This window comes from Gammaproteobacteria bacterium (assembly GCA_017999615.1).
Lineage (GTDB): Bacteria > Pseudomonadota > Gammaproteobacteria > JAABTG01 > JAABTG01 > JAGNLM01.
Genome location: JAGNLM010000006.1, coordinates 61,219 through 87,407, shown reverse-complemented (window position 1 = coordinate 87,407; position 26,189 = coordinate 61,219). Strand labels below are relative to the sequence as shown.

The window sequence follows — 26,189 nt, the reverse complement described above, 5'->3', positions numbered from 1 at the left end:
GTCAACCGGTTGAGGTTACCCATGTCCAGCGCCCACGGAGCACCCCGCCGTCCGGTCCTGCTCGTCATCATGGACGGCTTTGGCGCGAATCCGGGCAAGCGCAACAACGCGGTCATCGAGGCGTCCACCCCCCGTTTCGACGACCTCTTCAGCCGCCACCCGCACACCGTGCTCGAGGCCTCGGGCCTCGCGGTGGGGCTGCCGGACGGGCAGATGGGAAACTCCGAGGTCGGTCACATGATCCTCGGGTGTGGCGGCATCGTCCGCCAGGACCTCGTCCTGATCGACGAGATGATCGCGGACCGCACCTTCTACGAGGACCCGGTTCTGCTCGCGGCGGTGGGCCGAGCGGCGGAGCAGGGCCGGCCCTTGCACCTGACGGGCCTCGTCTCCGACGGTGGCGTCCACAGCCACCTCAACCACCTGCTCGCCCTGGTCGAGTTGTGCCGGGGGAAGGGGGTGCAGCCGCTCGTACACATGGTGACCGACGGACGGGACACTCCTCCCCAGTCGGCGCTCGCCTATCTCCCGGAGCTCGAGGCCGCCCTGAACGCGGCGGGCGGTGCCGTAGCCACGGTGTCGGGGCGTTACTACGCCATGGACCGCGACCACCGCTGGGACCGCACCCGGAAGGCGTGGCTCGCGATGGTGCAGGGGGAGGGGAGGTCGGCAGCCTCCGCGCGAGCCGCCATCGAGGCCGCCTACGCCGAGGGCGAGACGGACGAATTCATCCTGCCGACGGTCATCGACGGCGGGGTGCCCCTGCTCCCCGGGGACGAGGTGGTCTTCTTCAACTTCCGCAAGGACCGCCCCCGGCAGATGGCCGAAGCGCTGTTCAGGCCGCACTTCGAGCACTTCGACCGGGGCGGGTTCGAGCCGGTGCGCATCACCTGCATGATGGAGTACGACCCCACCTACGGGTTGCCCGTCGCCTTCGAGCACGACCGGCCAAAGATCACGCTCGCCGAGATCCTGAGCCAGGCGGGGTTGAGGCAGATGCACTGCGCGGAGACCGAGAAGGCGGCGCACGTCACCTATTTCTTCAACGGCGGGGAGGGTGAGCCGCACCCGGGGGAGGACCGCGTCGTCATCCCTTCCCCCAAGGTCGCCACCTACGACCTGCAGCCGGAGATGAGCGCCCGGGAGGTGGCCGACACGGTCATCCAGGCGATTGGAACCGGCGTCTATGCGTTCATCGTCGTGAATTTCGCGAACGGGGACATGGTCGGCCACACGGCCGTGCGCGAGGCGATCCTGAAGGCCGTGGAGACCCTCGACCGGGAGGTGGGGCGGGTCATCGAAACGGGAATCGCCGCCGGGTATTCGGTCATCCTGACCGCGGACCACGGGAACTGCGACGAGATGGTCGACCCCGTGACGGGCACGCCGCAGACGCAGCACTCGGTCTACCCGGTACCCTGCCTCATCGTGGACAGCACCCCCTGGCGGTTGCGTACGGGGGGCGGTATCTCCGGGATCGCGCCGACGGTCCTGCAGTTGCTCGGTCTTCCCAAGCCTGCGGCGATGACGGCGGAGTCGCTGTTGCTCCAGCCCGTGCGCCTGTAGGCCAATGTGTGCTGGACCGGCATTTTCCATGACATGGCTCAAAACTAATCTTGCTTTGTCCTGAAACGATCAGTCTCAGCTAATATTACGAGCGTGCTGTCACGCCCCGCGGGCCGACCCGGAGGCCGGGGCGGAAAATGCGCGCAACAGACTGCTTGCAGTGCCAGATCAGGAGATGTTTATGAGGAAAACGGTACTGGCGGGGGCCATGGCCGCCGCCCTGCTGGGGAGTCCCGGCTCGGCCAGCTTGGTGTTCGCCGCCGACACGGCGGCAGCAGCCCCTGCCGCCCCCGCCTCCACGGTTGCGCCGGCGCCCGCAGACCCCGCGGGGAAACGCGAGGGCCTGAACGGCCACGGGGACGAGCCCGAAGGGGTTCCGTCCCGCAAGGAGATGGACCGCTTCGTGGAGCAGCGCAGGCAGGAAATCGACACCCAGGTTCGGGCCATGGACCCTTGGGGGCAGGCCAGGCGGGATTGGATCGAGGGGCGCCGTCAATTTCGTCGCGACACGCTCGATCGGTTCCACGGCGTCCCCGGAATGCAGGGCGGATATCCTTGGGGGCCGCTGGCTCCGTACCACGGGACACCGTGGGGAGAGTCCATGAGCGCGACGCCGCGCACCCGGGATGGGATGGACCAGTTCTTCAAGGAAAAGCATCGGGAGATGGAAGAGCAGTTCCGCCAGGCGACGCCGTGGTCCGCTTACGGGGGCGAGATGCACCCGCCGGGCCGGGACTCGAGCCAGGACTGGATGTTGCGCCAGAATCCCTGGGCCCCCGTGCCCTGAGGCCAGAAGCAGTCCGCGGGAAGCCGTCTGAAATCGGTGGTGCGGCGTGGACCTGCGCCGCACCGCCGGGCCGATGTTTGGGGCGAGAGCGACGGCTCAGCGCGCCGCTGCCAGCAGGGCCTGCGCCCGCAGCACCGCCACCACCGTCTTGCCGTCGCTCAGACCGCCGCTCCGCGCTTGCTCGGCGGCGCGTTCGAGCGGCCACCAGTGCACTTCGATGAATTCGTCGTCTTCCGGACGGGATGGGGCAGGCTGCAGGTCCGTAGCGAGATAGAGGTGCAGGACCTCGTCACAGAACCCCGGACACGTGACGATGGCGCCCAGGGAACGCCACGTTCCCGCCCGGAGTCCGGCTTCCTCCTCCAGTTCCCGCCGCGCCGTGTCCTCCGGAGGTTCCGGAGGATCGATTTTCCCGGCCGGGAGCTCCCAGAGCCAGTCTTCGAGCGGCGCCCGGAATTGCCGCAGCAGGCAGATGCGCCCGCTGCCGTCCAGCGCGACCACGGCTGCGCCCCCGGGATGGCGCACGACCTCGATTTCGAGGGTGCGTCCGTCCGGTTGCGCGATGGACTCGATGCCGAAGTCGACGATTCGCCCGTGGTACAGGCTGCGGCGGGATACCGGCAAGGGGGTCAGGCGTCCTTGCTGGCCTGCTGCTTGGCGATCTGCTCGCGAACCATGTCCATGTCCAGGGCCTGCGCCTTCTGGACCACGTCCTCCAGGGCCGAACTGGGAAGCGCCCCGGGCTGCGAGAAGATGATGATCTGGTCGCGGAAGATCATGAGCGTGGGAATGGACCGGATCCCGAACATCTGCGCGAGCTCGCGCTGCATCTCGGTGTTCACCTTGCCGAAGACCGCGTCGGGATACCGCTCGGAGACGTCTTCGTAGGTAGGGGCGAACATGCGGCAGGGACCGCACCACTCGGCCCAGAAGTCCACGAGGACCAGGCTGTTGTTGTCGATGGTGTCCTTGAAGTTCTCGCGAGTGAGCTCGACGGTAGCCACGATTTCCTCCAGTCTGCGGTCCGGGTACGGCCCGGGCCTGGCGAGTTGGCGCGGAGTATAACCGATAGCTTACGGACCGGCAGTGGCGGGCTCGGTAAGGTCGGCGCGTCGCCCCCTTGCCCTGCAGGGGCGCGGTGGTCCTCTCAGGGTCCGGAGGCCGGAACCGGCAGGGGACGAACGGCGGGGAGCCGGTCGCTCAGACGCTCGGCGGTCAGCCCGAGTCGGCTGCGGTAGACGACCGTGTAGGCAAGGACCTTCTGTACGTAGGAACGGGTCTCGGGGAACGGGAGCGATTCCATCCAGAGGTCGGTCGGGAGCTCCTGGCCGAGGGGCAGCCAGCTGCGCACCCGCTGGGGCCCCGCGTTGTACGCCGCGGTGGCGAGCGCCAGGTGGCCGCCCAGGCGCTCCCGGAGCCGCCCCAGGTAGGCCGTCCCCAGTCGGATGTTGACGTCCGAGTCGAGGAGGGTCGCTTCCTCGACCCGGACCTTGAGTCGCCGGGCGACCTCGCGGGCGGTGGAGGGCAGAAGCTGCATCAGGCCGAGCGCGCCGGCCGGAGAGCGTGCATCGGCCCAGAAGGCGCTTTCCTGGCGCAGCACGCCGTAGGCCCAGGCCGGGTCGACGCCGTTGGCCTCGGCGTGCGCCGTCACGGACCCCCGGTGCGCGAGGGGGAAACGGATCTCGAGGTCGCGGTACTCGCGGGCCCGGCCGAGGGTGGCGATGGCCTGGTCGTGCCACCCCCAACGGTGGGCCACGACGGCGAGTGCGGGGAGCAGCTCGGCGGGCTGCTCGCGCAGCAGGCGGGTCCACTCCCGCCGCGCGTCGGGGGAACGCCCCAGCGCCCTCAACTCGCGGGCGCGCTCGACCCCGGGCAGCACCTCGGCGCGAGCGACGTCCCCGGGCGCCGCGGGCACGGGCACGCTGAGGAGTGAGTACTCCCGGCCGAGCCAATCGGAGGCGAGGAAGCCGTAGACGCTCCATTCGGATGCGAGGTCGGCAAAGCCGGCGCCAGCGCCCGCGGTGTCGCCCGTTTCGGCCAGGGCACGCGCCTTCCAGTAGCGCCACCGGTCGGAGTCGCGCCCCGGGGTGGGCATGCGCTGGAGCCAGTCGAGCGCGCTCGCCCAGCGCCCGAGGCGCAGGGCGCTCAGGACCGCCGCCTCCTGAGCCTGTCCGTCGCCGGAGGGCAGCTCGGTGGTCGTCAGCCAGTCGAGGGCGCGGGCGTCGTCCTTGCGGACGAGCGCCCGGCCAATGGCCACCCGGACGCTGGCGATGTCCTCCGGGGAGAACGCGTATCGGGTCCGCAGCATCTCCCACGCGCCGGCCGCGCCGTTGGGGTCGCGCCGCGCCCAGCGATCGAGGACGTCGACGACGATGCGTCTTGTGTCCGCCCGGTCCTCGGCGAGGGCGTCGGTGGCGGCGAGCGCCGTGGGGTCCGCGCGCAGGGCTACCCAGGCCGTGACGGTCTCGGCCTCGCGGGGAGGCAAGGTCCGGGAGAGCTCCAGGGCGAGCTCGGTCTGTCCGGCGCCCATCGCCAGGACGACTCGGGCGCGCACGAGCTCGTCGGTCAGTCCCCCGGCCGCGCGCCAGGCCTCCACGACGGGGACGCAGGAATCCGGGAGTCGGCGGCCCACGAGCCAGACCTCGCGCATCTCGCCGAGGGCGTCCCCCGCGCCGCTCTGGCGCAGGGCCGAAAGATAGCGGCAACGAAGGTCGGGGTCGCTCGTCGGGCGATAGGTGCGCAGCACCTCGGGGGCGTCTCCCCGCTCCGAGGCGAGACGCAGCCAATCTCGCGCGAGGGCGTCGGCGAGGGGTGTGTCGCCGTGGCGGGCGAGGAAATCGTGGACACTGCCCGGGTCGGTGGCCGAGAGGTCCTGACGGACCTCGGAGTAATCCAGGTACGGGGCCAGAGGGTAGTCGGAAAGCCGGGCCCGCAGACTCCGGTAGAGCGGTCCGTCGCGGCTTCGCAGGGCTTCCTCGGCCCGCAGGAATACGGTGCGCTGCCGGGAGACGCTCGCGCCGTCCTCGGCCGCGAAGTCGGCCTGCGCGAGGCCAGAGGCGGGCGGCCCGTGCGCAGTCAGGGTGAGGACCGCCACCGCGACGAGGACGAGTGGGGGCGTGAGGCCCCTGGGAGACGGCGACGGTCCTGGGGGGGGCGCGTCGCCCTCGCGGCCGCCACGGCGAGCTGGCATCCTGAGACGGTGGAACCTCGGGTTCACGGAGTTCCTCGGCGGTGGTTCGGCTGGACGCCCCCCGAACGGGCACCGCTATCGTAGCGTGGGCGTCGGACGGCGACGATGAAAACCCTCGACACAACGGACGGGACCCACCCGGACGAAACGGCGCCCCCTGCGGAGGGGGGCGCAGGCTCGGTGGAGCGCCTGCTGACGATCATGGCTCGGCTTCGCGATCCGGGGGGGGGCTGCCCCTGGGACATCGAGCAGACCTTCGCCAGCGTGGCCCCCTACACCATCGAGGAGGCTTACGAGGTCGCAGACGCCATCGCGCAGGGCGACCTCGAGGGCCTGCGGGACGAGTTGGGCGACCTGCTCTTTCAGGTGGTGTTCCACTCGCGCATGGCTGAGGAGGTGGGGCGGTTCAAGTTCGAGGACGTCGCCCGCGGCGCCTGCGAGAAGATGGAGCGCCGGCACCCGCACGTCTTTGGCAAGGCTCGGGTCGCCTCGGCGCGGGAGCAGACGGTTGCCTGGGAGGAGCACAAGGCGGCGGAGCGGGGGGCTCGGGGCGCCAGGGGCACCCCGAGCGAGCTGGACGGCGTGAGCCTGGCGCTGCCGGCCCTCGTTCGCGCGCAGAAGCTGCAACGACGCGCCGCCCGGGTCGGGTTCGACTGGCCCGACGTGGAGGGGGCGCTCGCCAAGCTGGAGGAGGAGTTGGAGGAGTTGCAGAGTGCTCGCCGGGCCGGAGAGCCACCCGAGCGGGTCGAGGCCGAGCTCGGAGACCTCCTGTTCACCTGCGTGAACGTCGGCAGGCACCTGGGCGTCGACGCCGAGGGGGCGCTCCGGCGCGCCAACGGTCGATTCGAAGCCCGATTCCGGCTTCTCGAGGTCCTGCTGGACAGGAGGCCTGGACAGGCGAGCCCCGCCGAGCTCGACGTCGCCTGGGAGCAGGCGAAGGCGGAGGAGGGCGGCGAGCGCTCAGGCGCCCCCGGCACTCACTCCTCGTCGTCCTCGAAGGAGAGCGGCGGCGGGGTCCCGTCGTAGACCAGGTATTGCCGGCGCTGAAGGTAGGCATCCCGGACAAAGACGTACTCGTCCAGGGCGGCCGTCTCCGCGACTCGGGTGACGCTCAGTAGGTCGGCTCGCAAATCGACGGCGTGCACTCCCCTCAGGGTCCAGCGAGTCGGCTCGTCGAAGATGTCGAGTGGCGAGACGGCGAACTCACCCGCCCGGCCCACGGTGTCCCGCAGGCTGGAGGGCCCGAGGACCGGCAGGACGAGATAGGGGCCCGTGTCCATGCCCCAGTACCCCATGGTCTGGCCGAGGTCCTCGTCGTGCTTCTCCAGGCCGAAGCGCGTCGCGACGTCGAACAGACCGAGCACGCCGAACGTGGTGTTGGCGACGATCCGACCGAGATCGGAGACCGCCTGCTCGAGCTTGAATTGCAGCAGGTCGTTCATGACCACGAGCACGTCGTTCAGGTTGCCGAAGAAGTTGGTCACCGACCGATCGATCGGGTCGGGGGTGACCTTCTGGTACCACTCCGCGATCGGGCGGATCAGGGCCTTGTCGAGGGTCTGGTTGAACTCGAACATGCTGCGGTTGAAGCCCTCCCAGGGGTCCTGGGGGTCGGCTCGCCCGTGAGTGGTCGCGCATCCCGCCACGGAAACCGCGACGACCAGGGTCTGGGGGATGACCGCCGCGAGGCGGTGCCAGGCACGTGCGGGTAGCATGCGGGTTCTGCCCTCGTGGCCGGTGGGCCGTCGCGGAGCCCGGGCCATGTCTCGTTGGCCCCCAGGCGCGTGAATCGGTGCGAGCTGGGGTGAATGGCCTACATTATCGGCGGGCCGTCGCGGAAATGAAAAGCGCCAGCCCGGTAGCCGAGTCCGAGAATGGGTGTTAGAGTTAAAAGAGCCTGACGTGAAACCGCCAGGTGGGCGGCGGTGTTATTCACCGCGGCTATCCACCGCAGAGAAGGGAGGTTTTTCTACCAATGATGAGCAAATTGCTCGGAGCATCCATGCTCGCAGTCGCCCTCGGTCTGACCGCCGGTTGCGCGACCACCTCGTCCGTGGACGAAGTCCGGACCATCGCCCAGGAAGCGAAGAAGGCCGCTCTGGATGCTCAGTCGAGCGCCAGCAATGCCTCGAAGGCGGCCCAGCAGGCTCAAGCGTGCTGCAACGACACCAACGCCAAGCTGGACCGGATGTTCAAGAAGTCGATGTACAAGTAGTCGCGGCTGCGCCTCATGGCGCGGACCGATGATTCTGGAAACCCCGCTGCGGCGGGGTTTCTTTTTGTCCTGCGCCCGGGCTGGCGGTGCGCCCTGCCCAGCGTGGGCCGATCGGTACCGGGACCCCGCTCGGCTTCTGGACCTCGGCCTCGGCGCGCTTCCAATCCACGGGGTAGTCGGGGTACTGGGCGGTCGCGTCCATGACGACCTGCACCATGTCCGTGAGATGCTGCACCTCCCCTTCGCCCCCCTCCCCGAACGGGGGATGTGCCTCCAGGAACAGCACCCCGTTGCCCCAGCCGACCTTGTACGGCTGGTCCACCAGGTGGACGGCCGTGCCCACGGGAGTCCGGTTGTAGAGCGTCGCCACGTCCTCGTTGTACATCCGCACGCAGCCGTGCGTCGCCAGAATGCCGATCCCTGCCTGCTTGCGCTCGTCGGTCCCGTGGAGAAGGTAGCCGGGCACCCCGAGGTAGAGGGCAAAGGGGCCGAGGGGATTGTCCGGGCCCGGGAGGACCTGGGCGGGGAGCGTCTCGCCTTCGGCCGCCGCTTCGCGCCGGATGTTCTCCGGCGGCGTCCAGATGGGGTTGGCCGCCTTGCGCACCACCCGCGTGGTCCCGAGCGGGGTGCGCCAGTCGAACCGCCCCACGCTCACCGGGTAGGTGGCGACTCGCCGCTCCTCTCCCGGGCGGGCCGGAAGGTAGTGGTACATGCGGAGCTCGGCCACGTTCAACACGATTCCGTCGCGCGGGGCGTTGGGGAGCACGAAGCGGGTCGGAACGATGACCGTGCCCTTGGGCAGCCAGGCGTCCACCTGCGGATTGGCGAGCTTCATCTCGTCGAATCCCGTCCCGTAACGCTGGCCGATCTCGCTGAAGGTGTCCTCGGGCAGGGCCTGGACCCGGACGACCTCACCCACCACGTCTTCCCCGGCCACCAGCGGGTATTCGTTCGCGGTGCCCACCCGGGGCAGCGCGACGAGGAGGGAGAGCAGGAGAGCGGCTCCGAGGCGCCGGGCAGAGGAAGGGGGACGGGACATGGGTGCAAGGTCTCTCCGCGGGTGGTTGGGGTGTAGTGTAACGGGGATACGGGTGCGAGGAGAGCCGAGGCCGCAAGGGAAACGGGGCGTTCGACGCCCACACCGTCAGCGTCCTGAAGGCACCTCTCGGGGAGCCCGACCACGTCCAGTTCGTGCCGAGCTACCGGGTCGTGCTCACGCCTGGGGATTGGGGGGCGAGCCGGGGCACGAACACGCTGGGCCAGTCCGGCCACCGCTTCTCCCCGTTCCGCGACGACCAACTGGAACACTGGGCGTCGGGCGAAGGGCACCCCTGGCGATGGGGCGGACCGCCTCCGGAAGAGGTGATCGGGGTGCTGCGCCTGAGGCCACTTTGAGGTTTATTTCAATCCCCCGGAGGGACTACGCATAGCATCCGATACCCACGGGGCACCCCAGCCGCTATCCTACGGGTCGTCGTCGGGCCGTTGCCCGAGGCGACCGCCGCGACGCGCGGATGCGCCCGGTCAGCACGCACAGGGAGGAGAAGGAATGGTTGGCGTTCTGCTGTTGAACAATCATGTGCTGTTTCGCAATGGACTGCGCCGGTTGCTCGAGGACGATGCAGGGATCATCGTCGTCGGCGAGGCGGATGCCGGAGAGGCCGCACTCTCTCTCGTGGCACGGCTTGCCCCCCAGGTAGTGCTCATGGACCTGACGTTGCCCGGGATGGGAGGGCTCGAGGCGACGCTGCGGCTTCGTCGCCAGCACCCCTCGGTCGGTGTCGTGGTCGTGACCACGCACGAGCACGGGTCCTATCCCCGCCGCATCCTCGCGGCGGGGGCGCACGGGGTCCTCGACCGCGGTTGTGAGCCAGCGGAGGTTCGCCGAGCGGTTCTTCTGGCCGCGCGGGGGGAGCGGTACATCAGTCAGAGGGCCGCCCAGGAGATGGCCCTCGGCCTGGGTGGCACGGGCGACGACTTCGATGAACTCACGGAGGCGGAGTTCCGCGTCCTCCTGCGGATGACGTCCGGCTACCGGACGGACGAGATCGCGAGTGACCTCTTCATGAGCCCGAAGACCGTGGCCACCTATCGCAGCCGGATCTTCTGCAAGCTGGGGATCCGCACCCCGGTGGAGGCCACCCTCCTGGCCTTGCAGGAGGGGCTGATCCCCATCGGCGCGCCCGTACGCCGTCTCGAGGTGCGCGACGCCGCGTCCGTGCGCCGATGCGGCGAGGGCCTGCGGCGGCGGTCTCGCCGTGGGCGCGAGCGCGGACGCGTGGGGGGGGCACTCGGCCCGGAGGCGAAAACCGTTGGCGAAGCGACTTCCGGCGGGAGTTGAGGCGGGCAGCGAGTCTTCCGGGCCGGGGGCCGTCAGCGCAGGGAGTCCCCGCGTCCGTCTCGCGGGGCTCGCGCGCGACCTGACCCCCCGGCCCGGAGTCTATCGGATGCTGGATGCCTCCGGCGTGCTCCTGTACGTCGGCAAGGCGCGCAATCTGCGCAAGCGGGTGTCCAGCTACTTCCGCTCCGCGGACTCCCTGCCGGTCAAGACCCGGGCCATGATGGCCCAGGTCGCCTCGGTGGAGGTCACCGTGACCGCCACGGAGGGCGAAGCCCTCCTGCTGGAAAGCAACCTCATCAAGGCTCACCGGCCCCGCTACAACGTCGTTCTCCGGGACGACAAGAGCTACCCGTACATCCACGTCTCCGCCGGCGAGCCGTTCCCGCGCCTGACCCTGCACCGGGGCGCCCGCAACGGGGGAGGGCGTTACCTCGGCCCGTACCCGAGCGCGGGCGCGGTGCGTGAGACGCTGGGGCTGCTGGAGAAGCTCTTCCAGTTGCGCCAGTGCGAGGACACCTTCTTCCGCAACCGTTCCCGGCCGTGCCTGCAGCACCAGATCCAGCGTTGCAGCGCGCCCTGCGTCGGCCGCATCACGCAGCAGGCCTATGCGGAGGACGTGCGCCACGCGCTCATGTTCCTGGAGGGTCAGACCGGCGAGGTCATCGGAGACCTCGTGCGGCGGATGGAGCTCGCCTCACGGGCGCTCGACTTCGAGCGGGCCGCCCGGTATCGCGACCAGATCGCGCAGCTGCGTCGGGTCTCCGAGCACCAGTACGTCACGGTGGGCGCCGCCAGCGTGGACGTGGTTGCGGCCGCATGCCGCCACGGGGTGGCGTGCGTCCAGGTGTTCGTCGTGCGCAACGGCCGGCATCTCGGTAACCGCACCTTTTTCCCCGAGCACGCGGAGGCGGCCGACGAGCCGACGGTATTGCGGGCCTTCCTGGTCCAGCATTACCTGGCGTCGGACGCCGGCGAGGCCCTGCCCGCCGAGGTGCTGCTCTCCCAGGACGTGGACGACCGGGGGACCCTGGCGCAACTCCTCTCCGAGCGGGCAGGGCGGACCGTGAAGGTGCGCGCCTCGGTGCGGGCCGAGCGCGCCCGGTGGGTGGCCATGGCGCTGGAGAACGTGCGCCTTGCGCTGGCCCAGAGGCTCGCGACCCAGGGAGACCTCCAGACCCGCTTCGAGACCCTTGCCGAGGCCCTCGGATTGCAGGAGGTGCCGGGGCGGATCGAGTGTTTCGACGTGAGCCACAGCCGGGGCGAGGCGACCGTGGCGTCCTGCGTGGCCTTCGAGCGTGACGGCCCACACCCCTCGGACTACCGGCGATTCAATATTCGGGGCATCGCCCCGGGGGACGACTATGGCGCGATGCGCCAGGCGGTCGAGCGGCGCTATGCGCGCGTGTGCGCAGAGGAAGGCAAGCTGCCGGACGTGCTGTTGATCGACGGGGGCAGGGGTCAGGCGGCCGAAGCGGAGCGGGCGCTCGAGGAGCTCCAGGTGACCGGGGTCACCGTCGTGGGCGTCGCCAAGGGGACGAGCCGCAAGCCGGGGATGGAGTCGCTTTTCTTGCCGGGGTCCGAGGGCGCGCTTATACTGCCGCCGGATTCGCCGGCGCTTCACCTGGTGCAGCAGGTCCGGGACGAGGCTCATCGCTTCGCGATCACGGCCCATCGGCAACGCCGGGCAAACCGCCGCAATACCTCAGTGCTCGAGTCAATCCCCGGGATCGGCCCGGTCAGGCGGCGTTTGCTGTTGACCGAGTTTGGCGGGCTGCGAGGGCTCGAGCGGGCCGGGGTGCAAGACCTGGCCCATGTCCCAGGCATCAGCGCGCAGCTCGCGCGGAAGATCTACGACGCTCTCCACGCCGACCGATGAACCTCCCCAACAGTCTGACGTTCTTCCGCATTTCCCTGATCCCGATCTTCGTCCTCGTGTTTTATGCGCCGTTGGGCTCGGCCCACACTGCCACGGCCATCATCTTTACGCTCGGTGCGGTCACCGACCTGCTGGACGGGTACCTGGCGCGGCGCCTGGGGCAGACCTCGCCGTTCGGCGCCTTTCTCGACCCGGTGGCCGACAAACTGCTGGTTGCCGTGGCACTGGTCCTGTTGGTCCAGCACGACCCCCGGCCATGGCTCGCCGTCGCGGCGGCGGTCATCATCGGGCGGGAGATCGTGATCTCGGCGCTGCGCGAGTGGATGGCGGAGCTCGGCAAGCGCACCAAGGTCGCGGTCTCGTACGTGGGCAAGGTCAAGACCACGGCTCAGATGGTGGCCGTCATCCTGATGCTGTACCGGGCTCCCCTGGGGTCGTTCCCGACCTACGAGGTGGGGACGGTGCTCCTGTATGTGGCGGCCTTCCTTACACTGTGGTCGATGGTCGTGTATCTGCGCTCGGCCTGGCCCCTGCTGCGTGCGGGGCTCCTGCCCGGACGTATCGAGACTCCTGTCACGCGTTCCGCGTCCGAGCCTCGCGGGACTTGACAGGGGAGGGGTGGCCGTTAGAATTCATTTTCTGCGCGGACGTTTCTGCGTGAACGTGGTAGCCGAGCGGGAATAGCTCAGTTGGTAGAGCACAACCTTGCCAAGGTTGGGGTCGCGAGTTCGAGTCTCGTTTCCCGCTCCAATTCCTTCTAGCAGGTCACATCCGCGTGGGGATGCATCAGCGCCGCGGCGCCGGCTGAGTGGCAGAGTGGTCATGCAGCGGCCTGCAAAGCCGTGCACCTCGGTTCGATTCCGGGCTCAGCCTCCAAATCCCGCAGTTCCTCTCGCACCTCCTCGGGCGGCCGGCCCGCTCGCGTTGGCCGGGCGCGCCCAGCAGTTCCCAGGGCCCGGGTGGCGGAATCGGTAGACGCAAGGGACTTAAAATCCCTCGGCTTCGGCCATGCCGGTTCGAGTCCGGCCCCGGGCAATCCGTCTTTCTCAGCAGCCGAGGGATCTTGCGTCCCTTGAGTCCCTTGAGTCCCTTGAGTTCCCTGCGTCCCGCGCTCCCTCCTTGTGCTACGCTTCGGAACGCAGCAGTTCCAAAAGCATTCCAAGAATCATTTACCTGCATCAGATCGACACGAGGAGGACGACATGGACCTTGGCAAGCGAATCGGAGCCGAGTTCATCGGCACATTCTGGTTGGTGCTCGGCGGCTGCGGGAGCGCGGTGCTCGCGGCGAAGTTCCCGGAGGTGGGGATCGGGCTGGTGGGGGTTTCCCTCGCCTTCGGACTGACCGTCCTCAGCGGCGCGTACGCCCTGGGTCACATCTCGGGCGGGCACTTCAACCCCGCGGTGTCGTTCGGGTTGTGGGCCGGCGGGCGGTTCTCCACCGGTTACCTCCTGCCGTACATCATCGCCCAGGTGCTCGGTGCGCTCGCCGCGGCGAGCGTGCTCCACTACATCGCCAGCGGTGCCCCGGGCTTCGACCTCGCCGGGGGGCTCGCATTGAACGGTTTTGGCGAGCACTCCCCCGGTAAGTACTCCCTGCAGGCCGGGCTCGTGACCGAGGTCGTGATGACCTTCATGTTCCTCATCGTGATCCTCGGAGTGACGGAACGCCGTGCCCCGGCAGGCTTCGCACCGCTCGCGATCGGACTCGCGCTCACCCTGATCCATCTCATCAGCATCCCGGTGACCAACACGTCGGTGAACCCCGCGCGCAGCACGGGTCCCGCACTGACGGTGATGCTGGGTGGCGGAGGAGACTGGGCGGTCCAGCAGCTCTGGCTGTTCTGGGCGGCGCCCATCGGCGGGGCCATCCTTGCGGGCATCGTCTATCGCTGGCTGGGCTCGCACGAGGCGGACCGATAGGCGCGCGTCGGGAGCATCCACCTCGATGACTCTCTCCCCCGAGGCCCGCCCTCGGGGGAGGCGCGAGCGGCAACGGGGCCTCGATGGTCAGCCCACTGCGCCGGGCGGCGCGGCGAGCCAGCGCACCGGTAGCGATTCACCCCAGCCGAGTCTCCAGACCACGTCCGCGAAGTCCCCCGTCAACGGCGCCGTGACCACCACGGGAGAGCCCGTCACGGGGTGCAGCAAGCGCAGCTCCACGCAGGCCAGAAGCAGGCGCCGGCACCCGAAGGACTCCTCGAAGACCCGGTTGTGGCGCGCCTTGCCGTAGGTCGTGTCTCCGATGACCGGGTGCGAGATGTGCTTCAGGTGCCGCCGGAGCTGGTGCCGCCTGCCCGTGACCGGCTCCAGCTCGAGCAGGGCGTAACGGGCCGTGGGGTATCGGTCGACGCGCCGGTCCAACTCGGCGGTCGCAAGACGGCGGTAACGGGTCAGGGCCTCCTGTTTCTCCTCCGAGGCGAGCCCCAGTTCCGAGGACGGTCCGCCAGGGGAGGGGGGTGGCTCGCACCCCCCGTCCCGGCCCGCGGACTCCCGCTGTCCCCCCCGGGGCGCCTCGCGCGCGTCGAGGCGGCGGTCGAGGGCATGGTCGATCTCACCCGACTCCGGTGGGTGGCCCCGCACGATCGCGAGGTAGGCCTTGGGGACCTCCCGCCGCTCGAACGCGGTCGCCAGGCGTTGAGCCACCTCGGGCCGAAGGCCGAACAGGAGCACGCCGGAGGTCCCCCGGTCCAGGCGGTGGGCCGGGTAGACCCGCTGCCCGATCTGATCGCGCACCCGCTGCACGGCGAACTCGCGCTCCCCGCGATCGAGGTCGGTACGGTGCACCAGCAGGCCAGCCGGCTTGTCGACCGCGACCAGGTGCTCGTCCTGAAAGAGGATGGTAAGCCCGGTATAGTACGTCACGAAGGATGCGCCTGATTTTACATAATATACATTATACGAAAATGAAGATTCTCGCCATGCTTGCGAACCGGTACGGCCTCGCTCCGCGCGACGACGCACACAACGCGCAGGAAGACTCCGTCGACACTCGCAGCAAGACACGACGGAAGCGCGACGCCGAGGCCCTGCAGGCGCTGGGCGAGCGCCTCGTGGAGTTGAAGCCCTCACGCCTCGCCCGCGTCCCGCTGGACGAGCGCCTGCGCGAGGAGATCCTGACGGCCCAGAGGGTCCAGGCCCGGGGGGCGCGCCGGCGGCAGCTGCAGCTCATCGGGAAGCTCATGCGCTCGGCAGACGCCGCGGCGATCGCGGAGGCCCTGGCCCGCCTGGAGGCCGGTGCCCTATCCGTCGGCGGCGACGCCTCGGCGGGCCCGGGAGAATAGGCGGAAGAAGTTCTCCGTGGTCGCCCGGGCCACGCTCTCCAGGGGCTCGCCCCGAAGCTCGGCGATGCGCTCGGCGACGTGGCGCACGTAGGCCGGCTCGTTGGGCTTGCCCCGATGGGGCACCGGCGCGAGCCACGGGGCGTCGGTCTCCACCAGCAGTCGGTCCAGGGGAACGCGGCGTGCCACCTCGTGGATCGCGTGGGCGCCGGGGAAGGTCACGATCCCCGACAACGAGAGGTAGAGGCCCAGCTCGAGAAAGGCCTCGGCGGTGGCCCAGTCCTCGGAGAAGCAGTGCATGACGCCGCCCGCCTCCTGGGCACGCTCCTCGCGCAGGACACGCAGGGTGTCTTGCGCGGCGTTCCGGGAGTGAATCACCAGGGGGATCCCTGCCGCCTTGGCCGCGGCGATGTGCCGCCGGAACCGGCTGCGTTGCCAATCGAGGTCGCCCTCGCTGCGGTAGTAGTCCAGCCCTGTCTCGCCGATGGCGACCACGCGCGGGTCGCGGGCGATCTCGACCAGCGCGTCCGTGTCGGGGTCCCTCCCCTCGACCTCGTTCGGGTGCACGCCGACCGAGGCGAAAACGCCCTCGTAGCGCCCCGCGACGTCGAGCACGGCGGGCAGACCTTCGAGGGTCACGCAGGCACAGAGGATGTGGCGGACCCCCTGCTGGCGGGCGGCCGCAACGACCCCGGCGAGGGTGCCCTCGCGGGGTTGGATGAGATCCAGGTGGCAGTGCGAGTCGACCAGCTCGACCGGCATGTCCCTTCGGCCTACATGGTGTGGGTCTGGCGCTCGGACTTCAGGGCGGCGGCGAGATAATTCTCGATCTTGCTGCGGGTCTGGCCCTTGTCCAGGTCACTGAACTGGACACCGATGCCGGCGCTGCGCTGCCCCTGGGCACCCTTGGGGGTCACCCATACCACCCGTCCGGCCACCGGCAGCCTGTCCTTCTCTTCCATCAACGTGAGGAGCATGAACACCTCGTCTCCCAACCGATAGGGCTTCGGTGTCGGGATGAAGAGGCCACCGTTCTTGATGAACGGCATGTAGGCGGCGTAGAGGGCGCCCTTGTCCTTGATGGTGAGGGAGAGAATGCCCTGCTTGGTCCCGTTCACGCGCGTTCCTCCGGAGACCGGGCGCCATCGGGGCGTTCGCCCCCTGCGCGTGCCCAGAGCGAGGCCAGCGTATCCAGCACCAACGGCTGGCTCAGGCTGATCCCGGCGTCGAGGGCCCGCCGGCTGTCGAGGCAGAAGTCCATGATTTCGAATAGTACCTGAATGTCGGCCGCCTTCCCTGGTTTCGGTCGCCCGGCCGCGGGCTTTAGCGCGGCGTCGCCGGCCCGGGACTTCGAGGCCCACGCGCGCACCGCGTCGCCGCTGAGGTGCCAGGACCATCGACACACTTCGCCCGCCCCCATTTTCGCCCAGGATTCTGCCACGGCGACGGGGTCGCCGCGCGAGGCGAGGAGTGCGGCGACCCCCTCCTCCACCTTGCGCATGCCGTCGAGGGCCTCGCTCTGGGCGATGGCCAGGGCGGCCAGGGGAGCCCCCCCCGACAGTTTCAAGAACCGCTCCGCGTCCCCCAGCTCGGAGAGGTGCGAGACGAGCCAGCTCTTTGCCACGGCGAGAGGGGGGGCCCGGAAGGACAGCCTCTGGCAACGGCTGCGCACGGTGGCGGGCAGCCGGCTGGGGACGTGGCTGACCAGCAGCAGGACGCTCTCCCCCTGAGGCTCCTCGAGCGTCTTCAGCAAGGCGTTGGCCGCGCTGCGGTTCATTGCCTCGGCGGGGTGGATCAGCACCACCTTTGTCCTGCCCATGGCGCTGCGCAGGGCCAGATGGGCCGTGAGCTCCCGGACCGCATCGACGCGCAGCGGCTTGCCCGCCTCTTCGGGGGTCAATTCCACGTAGTCGGGGTGAGCCCCCTGCCCCATCACCCGGCAGGACGCACAGGCGCCGCAGGGGCTGTCTGGCCCCAGGGGGCTCGTGCAGAGCAGCGCGTGCGCGAGCCGTCGCGCGAACGCCTCTTTCCCGAGCCCCGGCGCCCCGGCGAGCAGCACCGCGTGGGGCATGCGCCCACTCTCCGTCCAGGCGTGCACCTGCCGCCACTGGGCCTCGTGCCAGGGTAGCGGATGGGCGAAGCTCACAGCCACGGCCGCAACGCCCGCTCGACCCGCAGCCGGACCTCGGCCGGGTCGGCATCCGTGTCGATGACACGAAAGCGCCCGGGGAACCGCTCGGCCCGGGCGCGATAGGCAGACTGCACCCGCTCGAAGAACGCCCTCTCCTCCTGCTCGAAGCGGTCCTCGGCGCCCCGCTGGGCGACCCGGGCGAGCCCGGTGGCGATCGGAAGGTCGAAGAGGAGCGTCAGGTCCGGCTGCAGGTCGCCGTGCACCCACTGCTCGAGGGTCACGATGCGCTCCGCGGGAAGACCCCGCCCACCTCCCTGGTAGGCGTAGGTGGCATCCGTGAACCGGTCGCAGAGGACCCACTGGCCGGCGGCCAGCGCTGGGCGGATGACCCGCGCCAGGTGCTCGGCCCGGGCCCCGAAGAGGAGGAGGAGCTCGGTATCGGGACTCATGGGCCCCAGGTCCGGGCGCAGCAGGAGCTGCCGGATCCCCTCTCCGAGCGGCGTGCCCCCGGGCTCCCGCGTCAGGACGACGGTGTGGCCGGCCGCCTGGAGGAGGTCGCGGATGGCGGCGAGGTGGGTGCTCTTTCCCGCACCCTCGATGCCCTCGACCGTGATGAAGCGTCCCCTCGACATGACCTCGCCGCTGCGCTCACGGCGCCCTGGAAGGGCGAGCCGCCTCGCCGGACGGTGCCGTCGCCCGTGGGGACTGGAATTCCGATACCGCGCGCCGGTGGGCCTCGTAGGTGTCCGAGAAGTGATGGCTGCCGTCGCCGCGGGACACGTAGAACAGGGCCGTCCCGGGCTCTGGCTGGACGGCGGCCAGAAGCGAGGCCCGGCCAGGCATGGCAATCGGCGTCGGCGGCAAACCCACCCGGACGTAGGTGTTGTAGGGGGTGTCCCGGGTGAGGTGCTCCCGCCGCAGGTTGCCGTCGAATGACTCCCCGAGGCCGTAGATGACCGTGGGGTCCACCTGCAACGCCATGCCCTTGCGCAGCCGGCGCACCAGCACCCCGGCGACCCGGGCCCGCTCCTCGCCGCGCCCGGTCTCCCGCTCGATAATCGACGCGAGGATCAGCGCTTCGTCGGGCCCCTTCAGCGTGAGCGTGGGGCTTCGCCCTTCCCACGCGCTCGCCAGGGCGGTGGTCATGTCCCGATGGGCACGGTGCAACACCTCGGCGTCCGTCGTGCCCCGGGGGAAGTGGTACGTCTCGGGGAGGAAACGTCCTTCCGGATGGATTCCTCGCGCCCCGATGTGGTCCATGACGGCCTCCGTCGACAGACCGGCCAGGGTCGGTTTCAGGACGGGGTGCTGCGCGAGGGCGCGGCGGACCTGGGCGAAGGTCCAGCCCTCGACGATGGTGAAGGAGTATTGGACCACCCGCCCCTCCTGGAGCATCTGCAGCAGGGCGCGGGGGGTGGCCCCCGCGGGAACGCGATACTCACCCGCCTTCAGCCGGGTTGCGGCGCCGGTGAACCGGGCATACAGCGAGAGCCAGTGGGGCCACGGCAGCAGACCCTGGCCGGTGAGCTGCCGCGCGAGCCCCTCGACGGTCTGCCCGGACTGCAGGTCGACCACCAGCCCCTCCGGGGGCAGGGGCAGAGGGCGGTCGAGAAACGAGCGCCAGGCGAGCGTGTGGGACCCGAGGGCAGCCGCCAGGGTGATCGCGGCGAGAAGGAAGAGCGTGACCGCGGCGGCGAGAACCGACCGACCGCGGGAACGGGGCGCCGGCGGCGCCACCTGGGGCTCAGACGAGACGCCGGAAGACGAGGGTTCCGTTGGTGCCACCGAAGCCGAAGGAATTCGACAACGCGACCTCGATGCGCATGGAGCGGGCCGTGTGGGGCACGTAGTCCAGGTCGCACTCCGGTCCCGGGTTGTCCAGATTGATGGTCGGGGGCGCGACCTGGTCGCGGATGGCAAGCACGGTGAAGATCGCCTCGACACCGCCCGCGGCACCCAGCAGGTGTCCCGTCATGGACTTGGTGGAGCTGACGGCGAGCCGCCCGGCGTGCTCCCCGAACGCGGCCTTCACCGCGCGGGTCTCGGCCAGGTCACCTGCGGGGGTCGAGGTCCCGTGCGCGTTGATGTGGTCCACGTCGGACGGGGACAGCCTGGCGTCTTCGAGGGCAATCTCCATGCATCGCCTGGCACCCTGCCCGTCCTCCGGCGGCGCCGTCATGTGGTAGGCATCGCTGTTGAGGCCGAAGCCCACCAGCTCGGCATAGATCCGCGCCCCCCTTGCCCTGGCGTGCTCGTAGGACTCCAGGACCACGACGCCGGCGCCGTCCGCGAGGACGAATCCGTCCCGGTCCCGGTCCCAGGGGCGGCTGGCTCGCTCCGGGTCCTCGTTACGGCTCGAGAGCGCTCGCGCCGCGGCGAACCCCGCAAGACCGAGGGGAGAACTGGCCATCTCGGCGCCGCCCGCGATCATCACGTCCACGTCACCGTGAGCGATGAGCCGGCCGGCGTCCCCGATGTTGTGGGTGCCGCTGGAGCAGGCGCTCACGATTCCGTAATTCGGGCCCTTGATTCCGTAACGGATCGAGAGGTTGCCGGCAATCATGTTGATGATGTTGCTCGGCACGAAGAACGGAGAGACCTTCCGCGGCCCCCCGTCCAGGAGCGCCTGATAGCCCTTCTCGATCCCGGGCAGCCCCCCGATGCCCGAGCCGATCGCGATGCCCACCCGCTCCGCGTTCGCCTCGGTGACCTCCAGACCCGAGTCCTCGATGGCCTGCGCAGCCGCCGCGATCCCGTAGTGGATGAAGGGGTCCATCTTCTTCACGTCCTTGGGGGGGACGTAACGGCTGGGCTCGAACCCCTTCAGCGTGCCGGCGATCCGAACGGGGAACGCCGACGCGTCAAAGTGGGTGATGGTGGAAATCCCGCTCTTGCCCGCGAGGACACTCGCCCAGGACTCGGCCACCGTGAGTCCCACCGGCGACACCATGCCAACACCCGTAACGACGACGCGTCTGGACAATGTTCAGGTCCCACAAGAGCAGCCCCCCGGATACGGGGGGCTCGCAGTGGCCAACGCCGGGCGGCGCTTCGGGCTCAGCCCAGGTGAGCGCCGATATAGTCCGCGGCCTGGCGGACCGTGGTGATCTTCTCCGCCTCTTCGTCCGGGATCTCGCAATTGAACTCTTCTTCGAGAGCCATCACGAGCTCGACCGTGTCGAGCGAGTCCGCTCCAAGGTCATCCACGAACGACGAATCCCCTGATACTTCCTCTTCCTTGACCCCCAACTGCTCGACCACGATCTTCTTGACTCGTTCTTCGATCTCGCTGATGTCCACAGCTTTCCTCCGCTGAGCGCTAGCCAATGCAGCGCGCCTTAGTGTAGTGGAAAAGACCCCCGTTTCAACACGACGCCTCCCCGGGAGCGGCCGACAGGGCGTCAGCCGGCGGTCCGGGCGAGGGCCACCTGCAATCCGTCCGGGTCGCCCAACGGCAGGACCGCGGCCTCGGCCACGATGCGCCGGTTGAGGGCCGAGAGGACCTTTCCGGGCCCCGCCTCCAGGTATGCCGAGGCCCCCCGGGCGGCCATCGCCCGCACACACTCGGTCCAGCGGACCGGGCGGTAGAGTTGGGCGGCAAGGGCCTCCCGGATGCCGTCGGCATCGGGGCGGGGGGCCGCATCGACGTTGTGGAGGACCGGGATGCCGGGGGTCCGGATGGAGAGCGCGGCAAGACGCTCCGTCAATCGGACGGCCGCAGGCCGCATCAGCGCGCAGTGGGAGGGGACGCTCACCGCGAGCACCACCGCCCGCTTCGCCCCGGCCGACCGGGCGGCCTCCACGACCCGCTGGACCGCGGCTGCGGCGCCTGCCACCACGACCTGCCCGGGGGCGTTGTAATTGGCGGCCGAGACCACCTCGCCCTGGGCGGCCTGCTCACAGGCCGCCAGGACCTGTTCGTCCGCGAGGCCCAGGACCGCGGCCATCGCACCGGCACCCTGCGGTACCGCGTCCTGCATGTACCGACCCCGCTCGGCGACCAGCGCCACGGCATCCGGGAACGCGAGCGCTCCTGCGCACACGAGCGCGGTGTACTCACCGAGGCTGTGTCCGGCCATCACCACCGGGGCCGCCCCGCCCTGCTCTTGCCACACCCTCCAGACCGCGACTCCGGCCGCCAGGAGCGCCGGTTGGGTCCGCTCGGTGCGGTCGAGCTCCGTCTCGGGGCCCGCCTGAACGAGTCGCCAGAGGTCGTAGCCGAGGACCTCGGAGGCCTCGGCGTAGGTCTGCCGGACGACCGGGAACGCCTCGCCGAGCGCGCCGAGCATCCCGACCGATTGGGAACCCTGCCCGGGGAATACGATTGCGAAACCCACTCCTGCCCTCTCCTTCCCAGCGCCCATCACTCGCCTTCCCGGTGTCTGCACCCGGCTCGGCCCGGTCGTCAGTAGACCAGGTAAGCCGCCCCCCAGGTAAACCCGGCCCCGAAGGCCTCGAGCAGCAGACGCTGACCGCGCTGCACCCGCCCGTCGCGAACCGCGGTGTCGAGGGCGAGAGGCACGGATGCGGCCGAGGTATTGCCGTGGACGTCCACGGTCACCACCACCCGTTCCATGGGCAGCTTCAACTTCTTCGCGGTCGCGGAGATGATGCGGACATTCGCCTGATGCGGCACGAGCCAGTCGATGGCGTCCCGCGTCACCCCGTTGGCCTCGAGGGTCTCGTCGACGATGCTGCCCAGGGTGTTCACGGCGACCCGGAAGACCTCGTTGCCCTGCATCCGGATATAGGCGTTTCCGCCCGTGACCCGCTCGTAGCCCTGAGATATCCCTCCGTCCACCGCCAACAGGTGCTCGTAGGCCCCGTCCGCGTGGATGTGCGTCGAAAGGACCCCCGGCTCCCCGCTCGCCTCGAGTACGACGGCGCCCGCACCGTCGCCGAACAGCACGCAGGTCGTCCGGTCCGTCCAGTCGAGGATCCGGGACAGGGTCTCGGCGCCCACCAGCAGGGCGCGGCGAACCGTGCCGGACCGGATGAACTGGTCGACCACCGTCATGCCATAGAGAAAACCGGTACAGACGGCCTGGATGTCGAAGGCCGGGCACCCCCCGACCCCGAGTCGGGCCTGAAGGAGGCATGCCGTGCTGGGGAAGACCTTGTCGGGGGTGGTGGTGGCGACGACGATCAGGTCGAGCTCGGAGGGTGCGACACCGGCGGCTTCGAGGGCCTGGCGGGCCGCCCGCTCCGCCAGGTCACAGGTGGTCTCGCCGGGCGCCGCGATCCGGCGCTCGCGGATCCCCGTCCGGGTGCGGATCCACTCGTCGGAGGTGTCCACCATCCGCTCGAGCTCGGCGTTCGTCAGCACACGCTCCGGGAGACAGCTTCCCGTGCCGGTGATGCGCGAGTAGGTCAAGAGGCCTCTCGACGACCGACGAGCCTTGCCCCGAGGTGCTCGCTGATCCGCTGGGGCACGTTCTTCTCCACTTCCCGGGCCGCCTCTCTCAGCGCGTGCGCGAAGGCGAGCCGGTCGGCGCCGCCGTGGCTCTTCACCACGGTTCCGCGCAGACCGAGCAGGCTCGCCCCGTTGTAGCGCCGGGGGTCGATGCGGGCGCGAAGCCGGCGCAGCACGGGCAGTGCCACCAGCCCGGCGAAGCGTGTGAGCGCGTTGCGGGTGAACTCCTGGCGCAGGAAGTGGGAGATCATCCGCGCCACGCCCTCGCTGGTCTTGAGCGCGACGTTCCCGACGAAGCCGTCGCACACGACCACGTCGACCGTCCCCGCGTAGATGTCGTCGCCCTCGACGAACCCCACGTAGTTCAGGTCACTCTGGGCCAGGAGCTGGGCGGTCTCCTTGACCCGCTCGTTGCCCTTGATGGGCTCCTCGCCGATGTTGAGCAGACCGACCCGCGGACTGGGCAGGTTGTCCACCGCGCTCACGAGCACGGACCCCATGACGGCGAACTCGAGCAGCTGCCCCGGGGTCGAGTCCACGTTCGCGCCGAGGTCGAGGACGTGGGTGTGCCCCTTTATCGTGGGCAGCGCGGTGGAGATCGCCGGGCGGTCGATCCCGGGCAGCGTCTTCAGCACGAAACGCGCGGTCGCCATCAGCGCCCCGGTGTTCCCGGCGCTCACGCAGGCGTCCGCGTCGCCCCGCTTGACCAGGTCGATGGCCACGCGCATGGACGAGTCTTTTTTGTTGCGCAGGGCCACCGCCGGCGGCTCGTCCATCTCCACCCGCTGCGAGGCGTGGTGGATCCGCAGGCGCTCCCGATGGTCGGCCCGCTGACCCAGCCGGTCGATCTCGCTCCCGATGACGGCCTGGTCCCCGACCAGCACCAGGTGGAGGTCGTCGGTGCCCCCGAGGACGCCCAGAGCGGCGGGCACCACCACGGTGGCACCGTGGTCCCCGCCCATCGCGTCGACCGCGATCGTGACGCTCAAGCGCTACTCTTCCGTCTCGGCTTCCGTCTCCGGAAGGACCTTTCTCCCGCGATAGAAGCCGTCGGCGCCCACGTGGTGCCGGCGATGCACCTCGCCGGTGGTCTGGTCGACCGACAGCGGAGGGTTGGACAGGCCGTCGTGGGAGCGGCGCATGCCGCGCTTGGACGGGGTCTTGCGATTCTGCTGAACGGCCATACGGTTCTCCTCGAATTGAACGTCTCTATCTCTCGATGACTCTGTCTGGGTGACTCCGTGCGGACGCGCTCTTCACTCGAACGCAGCCCGCGCTCGGCCACTCCCCTACGTATCGCCGCCGCCCGGCGTCCGCAGGGAGGCGAACGGGCTCGGTTCCCGCTCCGACCCGGCCTCCGGCCGAGCAGCCCCCCCGCAGCCCGGCGGCGGATGGGCGGGCACCTGGGGCAGCGCCAGCAGCAACTCGTCCTCCACCATCTCTGCCAGCGAGAGCGCCTGATCCTCCCCGACGAGCAGAGGGTCCTCTTCCTCGGCCAGCCGCTGTGCCTGCGCGTCGCTGCCCACGACTACCAGGTGGACCGGCACGTCGACGGCGAAATCGAACGGCTCGAGGCAGCGCTGACAGGTGAGCCGCAGGAGCGCCCCGATCCTCCCGCGAACGACGACCCGCCCGCGGCCCTCCTGGCGAAACTCCAGGCGGACCTCGACCTCGCCCCGGCGGTCAGCCAGCAACTCCCCGAGCCGGTGCATGCGCTCGAGCGGCAAACGCCCCGCGAGCGAGCGCCCGAGCTCGGCGAGCCGTACGGGTTCGATGAAGGCCGGCAACCCCCCCGACATAAGCGGCGAATAGTAGGGTTCCAGGCCTCGGGTGTCAAAGAGGAACGGGACTCCCGGAAGCCCGGGCACAGGGTCCTGACCGGGTTCGCAGGTGCCCCGGGGATTGCGTGGCGACACCCTTGGCTTGACCTGTGAAAGCCTTCATACTTCGGCGCCATGCTCCAGGGCGCCTTTCCCGTCGACTCCACGCACCACGACTCTCCGGGCGCCGTGAGGCTCGAGGGCCTACCCGCTGGCGCGCCTCGCTTGTCCGCCGTCGGCCTCACCTGCGTGCGCGACGGTCGGGTGCTCTTCCGCGACCTCAGCCTGTCCGTCGGACCCGGAGACGTCCTGCAGGTGGACGGCCGCAACGGCAGTGGCAAGACGAGCCTGTTGCGGATCCTGTGCGGCCTCAGCCTGCCCGCCGAGGGACAGGTTCTCTGGGACGGCGAGCCGATCGCCCGCGTGCGCTCCGATTTCCTGCTCGATCTCGCCTACCTCGGGCACGCGCCGGGTGTGAAGCTCGAGCTGACGCCCATCGAGAACCTGCGCATCGCGCGGGCGTTGAAGCGTCCGCAGGAGGACGTCGGCCTGGACCAGGCCCTCGAGCGTCTGGGCCTGCTCGGCTTCGAAGACGTTCCCGCACGGACCCTCTCCGCGGGGCAGTGCCGGCGGGTCGCCCTCGCGAGGCTGATCGTCACCCGCGCGCGGCTCTGGATCCTGGACGAACCCTTCACGGCGATCGACCGCCGGGGTGTCGCCGACATCGAGACGTTGATCTCCGAGCACACGCACGAAGGCGGCATGGTCGTGCTGACCTCGCACCACCCGGTCAGGCTGCCGGACTGTCGGGTCGACAGCGTTCACCTCTCTGCGTGATGGCCGCACTGCCTCAGGAAGACCCTGCCCACGAGAGGTCCGCCGAAGCGGCGGCACCGTCGCTCGCCGACGCGTTCTGGGTGTTGTTGCGCCGTGACCTGACGCTCGCCCTCCGTCACCGGGGCGAGCTGGCGAACCCGCTCCTCTTCTTCGTGATCGTGGTTTCCTTGTTCCCGCTGGGGATCACCCCGGAGAGCCAGACGCTGCGCCTGCTGGCCCCGGGCCTCATCTGGGTCGCGGCGCTCCTCGCGACGATGCTCTCCCTTGACGGGGTGTTCCGGTCGGACTACGACGACGGGGCGCTCGAGCAGATCGTCCTCAGCCCGCACCCTCTCTCCATCCTGGTGCTCGCGAAGATCCTGGCCCACTGGCTGGTGACGGGGTTGCCCCTGCTGGTGCTCGGGCCCCTGCTGGGCGTATTGCTCGCCCTGCCGGCGCGTGCCATGGGCACCCTGTTCCTGACCCTGGCGCTCGGGACGCCGGTATTGAGCCTGGTCGGGGCGATCGGAGTCGCCCTGACGGTGGGGCTGCGCCGCGGCGGCGCGCTGCTGTCGCTGCTGGTCCTCCCGCTCTACGTTCCCCTGCTCATCTTCGCCGCCAACGCGGTCGGTGCGGCGGGGGCGGGCTTGCCCGTGAGCGGGCAACTGCTCTTCATCGGGGCACTGCTGATCCTCTCGATCACGCTGGCCCCCGTCGCCACCGCCGCCGCCCTGCGGATCAGCCTGAGCTAGAA

At 69.8% G+C, this 26,189-nt stretch carries 30 protein-coding genes and 3 tRNA genes; 15 read left to right on the top strand and 18 right to left on the bottom strand.

Translation table 11 applies throughout. The annotated features are described in order from the left end of the window. Positions 1-21: 21 nt before the first annotated feature. Both KA217_07325 and KA217_07320 read left to right on the top strand, forming a co-directional pair. Positions 22-1,566, top strand: coding sequence for a 2,3-bisphosphoglycerate-independent phosphoglycerate mutase (locus tag KA217_07325; protein ID MBP7712257.1), 1,545 nt, complete (start codon positions 22-24; stop codon positions 1,564-1,566). A 181-nt stretch (positions 1,567-1,747) separates the two neighbouring features. Continuing rightward, positions 1,748-2,353: a hypothetical protein gene (locus KA217_07320; protein MBP7712256.1), complete on the top strand. Its 606-nt coding sequence runs from the start codon at positions 1,748-1,750 to the stop codon at positions 2,351-2,353. A gap of 96 nt (positions 2,354-2,449) precedes the next feature. Here KA217_07320 and KA217_07315 read toward each other — a convergent pair whose 3' ends face one another. The 3 genes from KA217_07315 to KA217_07305 form a co-directional block, all read right to left on the bottom strand. Next, the gene (locus KA217_07315; protein ID MBP7712255.1) at positions 2,450-2,977 is read right to left on the bottom strand and encodes an NUDIX hydrolase; all 528 of its coding nucleotides are present in this window, start codon (positions 2,975-2,977) and stop codon (positions 2,450-2,452) included. 5 nt (positions 2,978-2,982) lie between these two features. Beyond that, positions 2,983-3,360, bottom strand: a complete 378-nt coding sequence (gene trxA / locus KA217_07310; protein ID MBP7712254.1) for a thioredoxin — start codon at positions 3,358-3,360, stop codon at positions 2,983-2,985. A 140-nt stretch (positions 3,361-3,500) separates the two neighbouring features. After that, positions 3,501-5,447, bottom strand: coding sequence for a transglycosylase SLT domain-containing protein (locus KA217_07305; GenBank protein MBP7712253.1), 1,947 nt, complete (start codon positions 5,445-5,447; stop codon positions 3,501-3,503). Between the two features lie 201 nt (positions 5,448-5,648). On the opposite strand from KA217_07305, the gene mazG reads away from it, so the two are divergent. Next, the gene (gene mazG / locus KA217_07300) at positions 5,649-6,569 is read left to right on the top strand and encodes a nucleoside triphosphate pyrophosphohydrolase (protein MBP7712252.1); all 921 of its coding nucleotides are present in this window, start codon (positions 5,649-5,651) and stop codon (positions 6,567-6,569) included. Here the strand turns inward: mazG and KA217_07295 are convergent. Then, the gene (locus tag KA217_07295) at positions 6,521-7,258 is read right to left on the bottom strand and encodes a VacJ family lipoprotein (GenBank protein MBP7712251.1); all 738 of its coding nucleotides are present in this window, start codon (positions 7,256-7,258) and stop codon (positions 6,521-6,523) included. The genes mazG and KA217_07295 overlap by 49 nt on opposite strands. A 260-nt stretch (positions 7,259-7,518) precedes the next feature. Here KA217_07295 and KA217_07290 point away from each other — a divergent pair, with 260 nt between their 5' ends. Continuing rightward, positions 7,519-7,758 (top strand): hypothetical protein, encoded by a 240-nt coding sequence (locus tag KA217_07290; protein ID MBP7712250.1) that lies wholly within the window; start codon positions 7,519-7,521, stop codon positions 7,756-7,758. 13 nt (positions 7,759-7,771) lie between these two features. On the opposite strand, the gene KA217_07285 is transcribed toward KA217_07290, so the two are convergent. Beyond that, complete coding sequence (locus tag KA217_07285) at positions 7,772-8,797, bottom strand: L,D-transpeptidase family protein (protein ID MBP7712249.1); 1,026 nt, start codon at positions 8,795-8,797, stop codon at positions 7,772-7,774. A 113-nt stretch (positions 8,798-8,910) separates the two neighbouring features. Here KA217_07285 and KA217_07280 point away from each other — a divergent pair, with 113 nt between their 5' ends. The 8 genes from KA217_07280 (at position 8,911) to aqpZ (ending at position 13,897) form a co-directional block, all read left to right on the top strand. Next, positions 8,911-9,153 (top strand): penicillin acylase family protein, encoded by a 243-nt coding sequence (locus tag KA217_07280; protein MBP7712248.1) that lies wholly within the window; start codon positions 8,911-8,913, stop codon positions 9,151-9,153. 154 nt (positions 9,154-9,307) lie between these two features. Further along, positions 9,308-10,099: a response regulator gene (locus KA217_07275; GenBank protein MBP7712247.1), complete on the top strand. Its 792-nt coding sequence runs from the start codon at positions 9,308-9,310 to the stop codon at positions 10,097-10,099. 106 nt (positions 10,100-10,205) lie between these two features. Continuing rightward, positions 10,206-11,975 carry an excinuclease ABC subunit UvrC gene (uvrC, locus tag KA217_07270; GenBank protein MBP7712246.1) on the top strand — a complete coding sequence of 590 codons (1,770 nt, stop codon included), beginning with the start codon at positions 10,206-10,208 and terminating at the stop codon, positions 11,973-11,975. Next, a complete protein-coding gene (gene pgsA, locus KA217_07265; protein MBP7712245.1) occupies positions 11,972-12,583 on the top strand; it encodes a CDP-diacylglycerol--glycerol-3-phosphate 3-phosphatidyltransferase in 612 nt (203 codons plus the stop codon). The genes uvrC and pgsA overlap by 4 nt, the downstream gene beginning before the upstream one ends. A 66-nt stretch (positions 12,584-12,649) precedes the next feature. Continuing rightward, positions 12,650-12,725, top strand: a tRNA-Gly gene (locus KA217_07260). Positions 12,726-12,777: 52 nt separating this feature from the next. Beyond that, positions 12,778-12,851 (top strand) — tRNA-Cys (locus tag KA217_07255). Between the two features lie 77 nt (positions 12,852-12,928). Beyond that, positions 12,929-13,010: transfer RNA gene (locus KA217_07250), tRNA-Leu, on the top strand. Between the two features lie 167 nt (positions 13,011-13,177). Continuing rightward, positions 13,178-13,897 (top strand): aquaporin Z, encoded by a 720-nt coding sequence (aqpZ, locus tag KA217_07245; GenBank protein MBP7712244.1) that lies wholly within the window; start codon positions 13,178-13,180, stop codon positions 13,895-13,897. 87 nt (positions 13,898-13,984) lie between these two features. On the opposite strand, the gene KA217_07240 is transcribed toward aqpZ, so the two are convergent. Beyond that, a complete protein-coding gene (locus KA217_07240; GenBank protein ID MBP7712243.1) occupies positions 13,985-14,839 on the bottom strand; it encodes a pseudouridylate synthase in 855 nt (284 codons plus the stop codon). Positions 14,840-14,895: 56 nt separating this feature from the next. On the opposite strand from KA217_07240, the gene KA217_07235 reads away from it, so the two are divergent. Then, the gene (locus KA217_07235; protein MBP7712242.1) at positions 14,896-15,258 is read left to right on the top strand and encodes a DUF615 domain-containing protein; all 363 of its coding nucleotides are present in this window, start codon (positions 14,896-14,898) and stop codon (positions 15,256-15,258) included. Here the strand turns inward: KA217_07235 and KA217_07230 are convergent. From KA217_07230 to KA217_07175, 12 genes are all read right to left on the bottom strand, one after another. Then, positions 15,217-16,017 (bottom strand): TatD family hydrolase, encoded by an 801-nt coding sequence (locus KA217_07230; GenBank protein MBP7712241.1) that lies wholly within the window; start codon positions 16,015-16,017, stop codon positions 15,217-15,219. The two genes, KA217_07235 and KA217_07230, sit on opposite strands and share 42 nt — an antisense overlap. Positions 16,018-16,028: 11 nt before the next feature. Beyond that, positions 16,029-16,304: a PilZ domain-containing protein gene (locus KA217_07225; GenBank protein ID MBP7712240.1), complete on the bottom strand. Its 276-nt coding sequence runs from the start codon at positions 16,302-16,304 to the stop codon at positions 16,029-16,031. A gap of 65 nt (positions 16,305-16,369) precedes the next feature. Then, a complete protein-coding gene (locus KA217_07220; protein MBP7712239.1) occupies positions 16,370-17,407 on the bottom strand; it encodes a DNA polymerase III subunit delta' in 1,038 nt (345 codons plus the stop codon). After that, positions 17,398-18,018 (bottom strand): dTMP kinase, encoded by a 621-nt coding sequence (locus tag KA217_07215; GenBank protein ID MBP7712238.1) that lies wholly within the window; start codon positions 18,016-18,018, stop codon positions 17,398-17,400. Before KA217_07215 ends, KA217_07220 begins: the two co-directional genes overlap by 10 nt. A gap of 16 nt (positions 18,019-18,034) precedes the next feature. Further along, the gene (gene mltG / locus KA217_07210; protein ID MBP7712237.1) at positions 18,035-19,123 is read right to left on the bottom strand and encodes an endolytic transglycosylase MltG; all 1,089 of its coding nucleotides are present in this window, start codon (positions 19,121-19,123) and stop codon (positions 18,035-18,037) included. A 7-nt stretch (positions 19,124-19,130) separates the two neighbouring features. After that, positions 19,131-20,336 carry a beta-ketoacyl-ACP synthase II gene (fabF, locus tag KA217_07205; protein ID MBP7712236.1) on the bottom strand — a complete coding sequence of 402 codons (1,206 nt, stop codon included), beginning with the start codon at positions 20,334-20,336 and terminating at the stop codon, positions 19,131-19,133. A 107-nt stretch (positions 20,337-20,443) separates the two neighbouring features. Next, complete coding sequence (gene acpP, locus KA217_07200; protein ID MBP7712235.1) at positions 20,444-20,680, bottom strand: acyl carrier protein; 237 nt, start codon at positions 20,678-20,680, stop codon at positions 20,444-20,446. 107 nt (positions 20,681-20,787) lie between these two features. Next, positions 20,788-21,750, bottom strand: a complete 963-nt coding sequence (gene fabD, locus KA217_07195) for an ACP S-malonyltransferase (protein MBP7712234.1) — start codon at positions 21,748-21,750, stop codon at positions 20,788-20,790. A 41-nt stretch (positions 21,751-21,791) separates the two neighbouring features. Next, the gene (locus KA217_07190) at positions 21,792-22,760 is read right to left on the bottom strand and encodes a ketoacyl-ACP synthase III (protein ID MBP7712233.1); all 969 of its coding nucleotides are present in this window, start codon (positions 22,758-22,760) and stop codon (positions 21,792-21,794) included. Then, positions 22,757-23,788 (bottom strand): phosphate acyltransferase PlsX, encoded by a 1,032-nt coding sequence (gene plsX, locus KA217_07185; protein ID MBP7712232.1) that lies wholly within the window; start codon positions 23,786-23,788, stop codon positions 22,757-22,759. The genes KA217_07190 and plsX overlap by 4 nt, the downstream gene beginning before the upstream one ends. Positions 23,789-23,791: 3 nt before the next feature. After that, on the bottom strand, positions 23,792-23,983 hold the full coding sequence (rpmF, locus tag KA217_07180; protein ID MBP7712231.1) for a 50S ribosomal protein L32: 192 nt from the start codon (positions 23,981-23,983) through the stop codon (positions 23,792-23,794). 105 nt (positions 23,984-24,088) lie between these two features. Beyond that, positions 24,089-24,586: a DUF177 domain-containing protein gene (locus KA217_07175; GenBank protein ID MBP7712230.1), complete on the bottom strand. Its 498-nt coding sequence runs from the start codon at positions 24,584-24,586 to the stop codon at positions 24,089-24,091. A gap of 168 nt (positions 24,587-24,754) precedes the next feature. Between KA217_07175 and ccmA the strand changes: the two genes are divergently transcribed. Beyond that, positions 24,755-25,456 carry a cytochrome c biogenesis heme-transporting ATPase CcmA gene (ccmA, locus tag KA217_07170; protein ID MBP7712229.1) on the top strand — a complete coding sequence of 234 codons (702 nt, stop codon included), beginning with the start codon at positions 24,755-24,757 and terminating at the stop codon, positions 25,454-25,456. Next, positions 25,456-26,187, top strand: a complete 732-nt coding sequence (gene ccmB, locus KA217_07165) for a heme exporter protein CcmB (GenBank protein MBP7712228.1) — start codon at positions 25,456-25,458, stop codon at positions 26,185-26,187. Before ccmA ends, ccmB begins: the two co-directional genes overlap by 1 nt. Positions 26,188-26,189 lie beyond the last annotated feature (2 nt).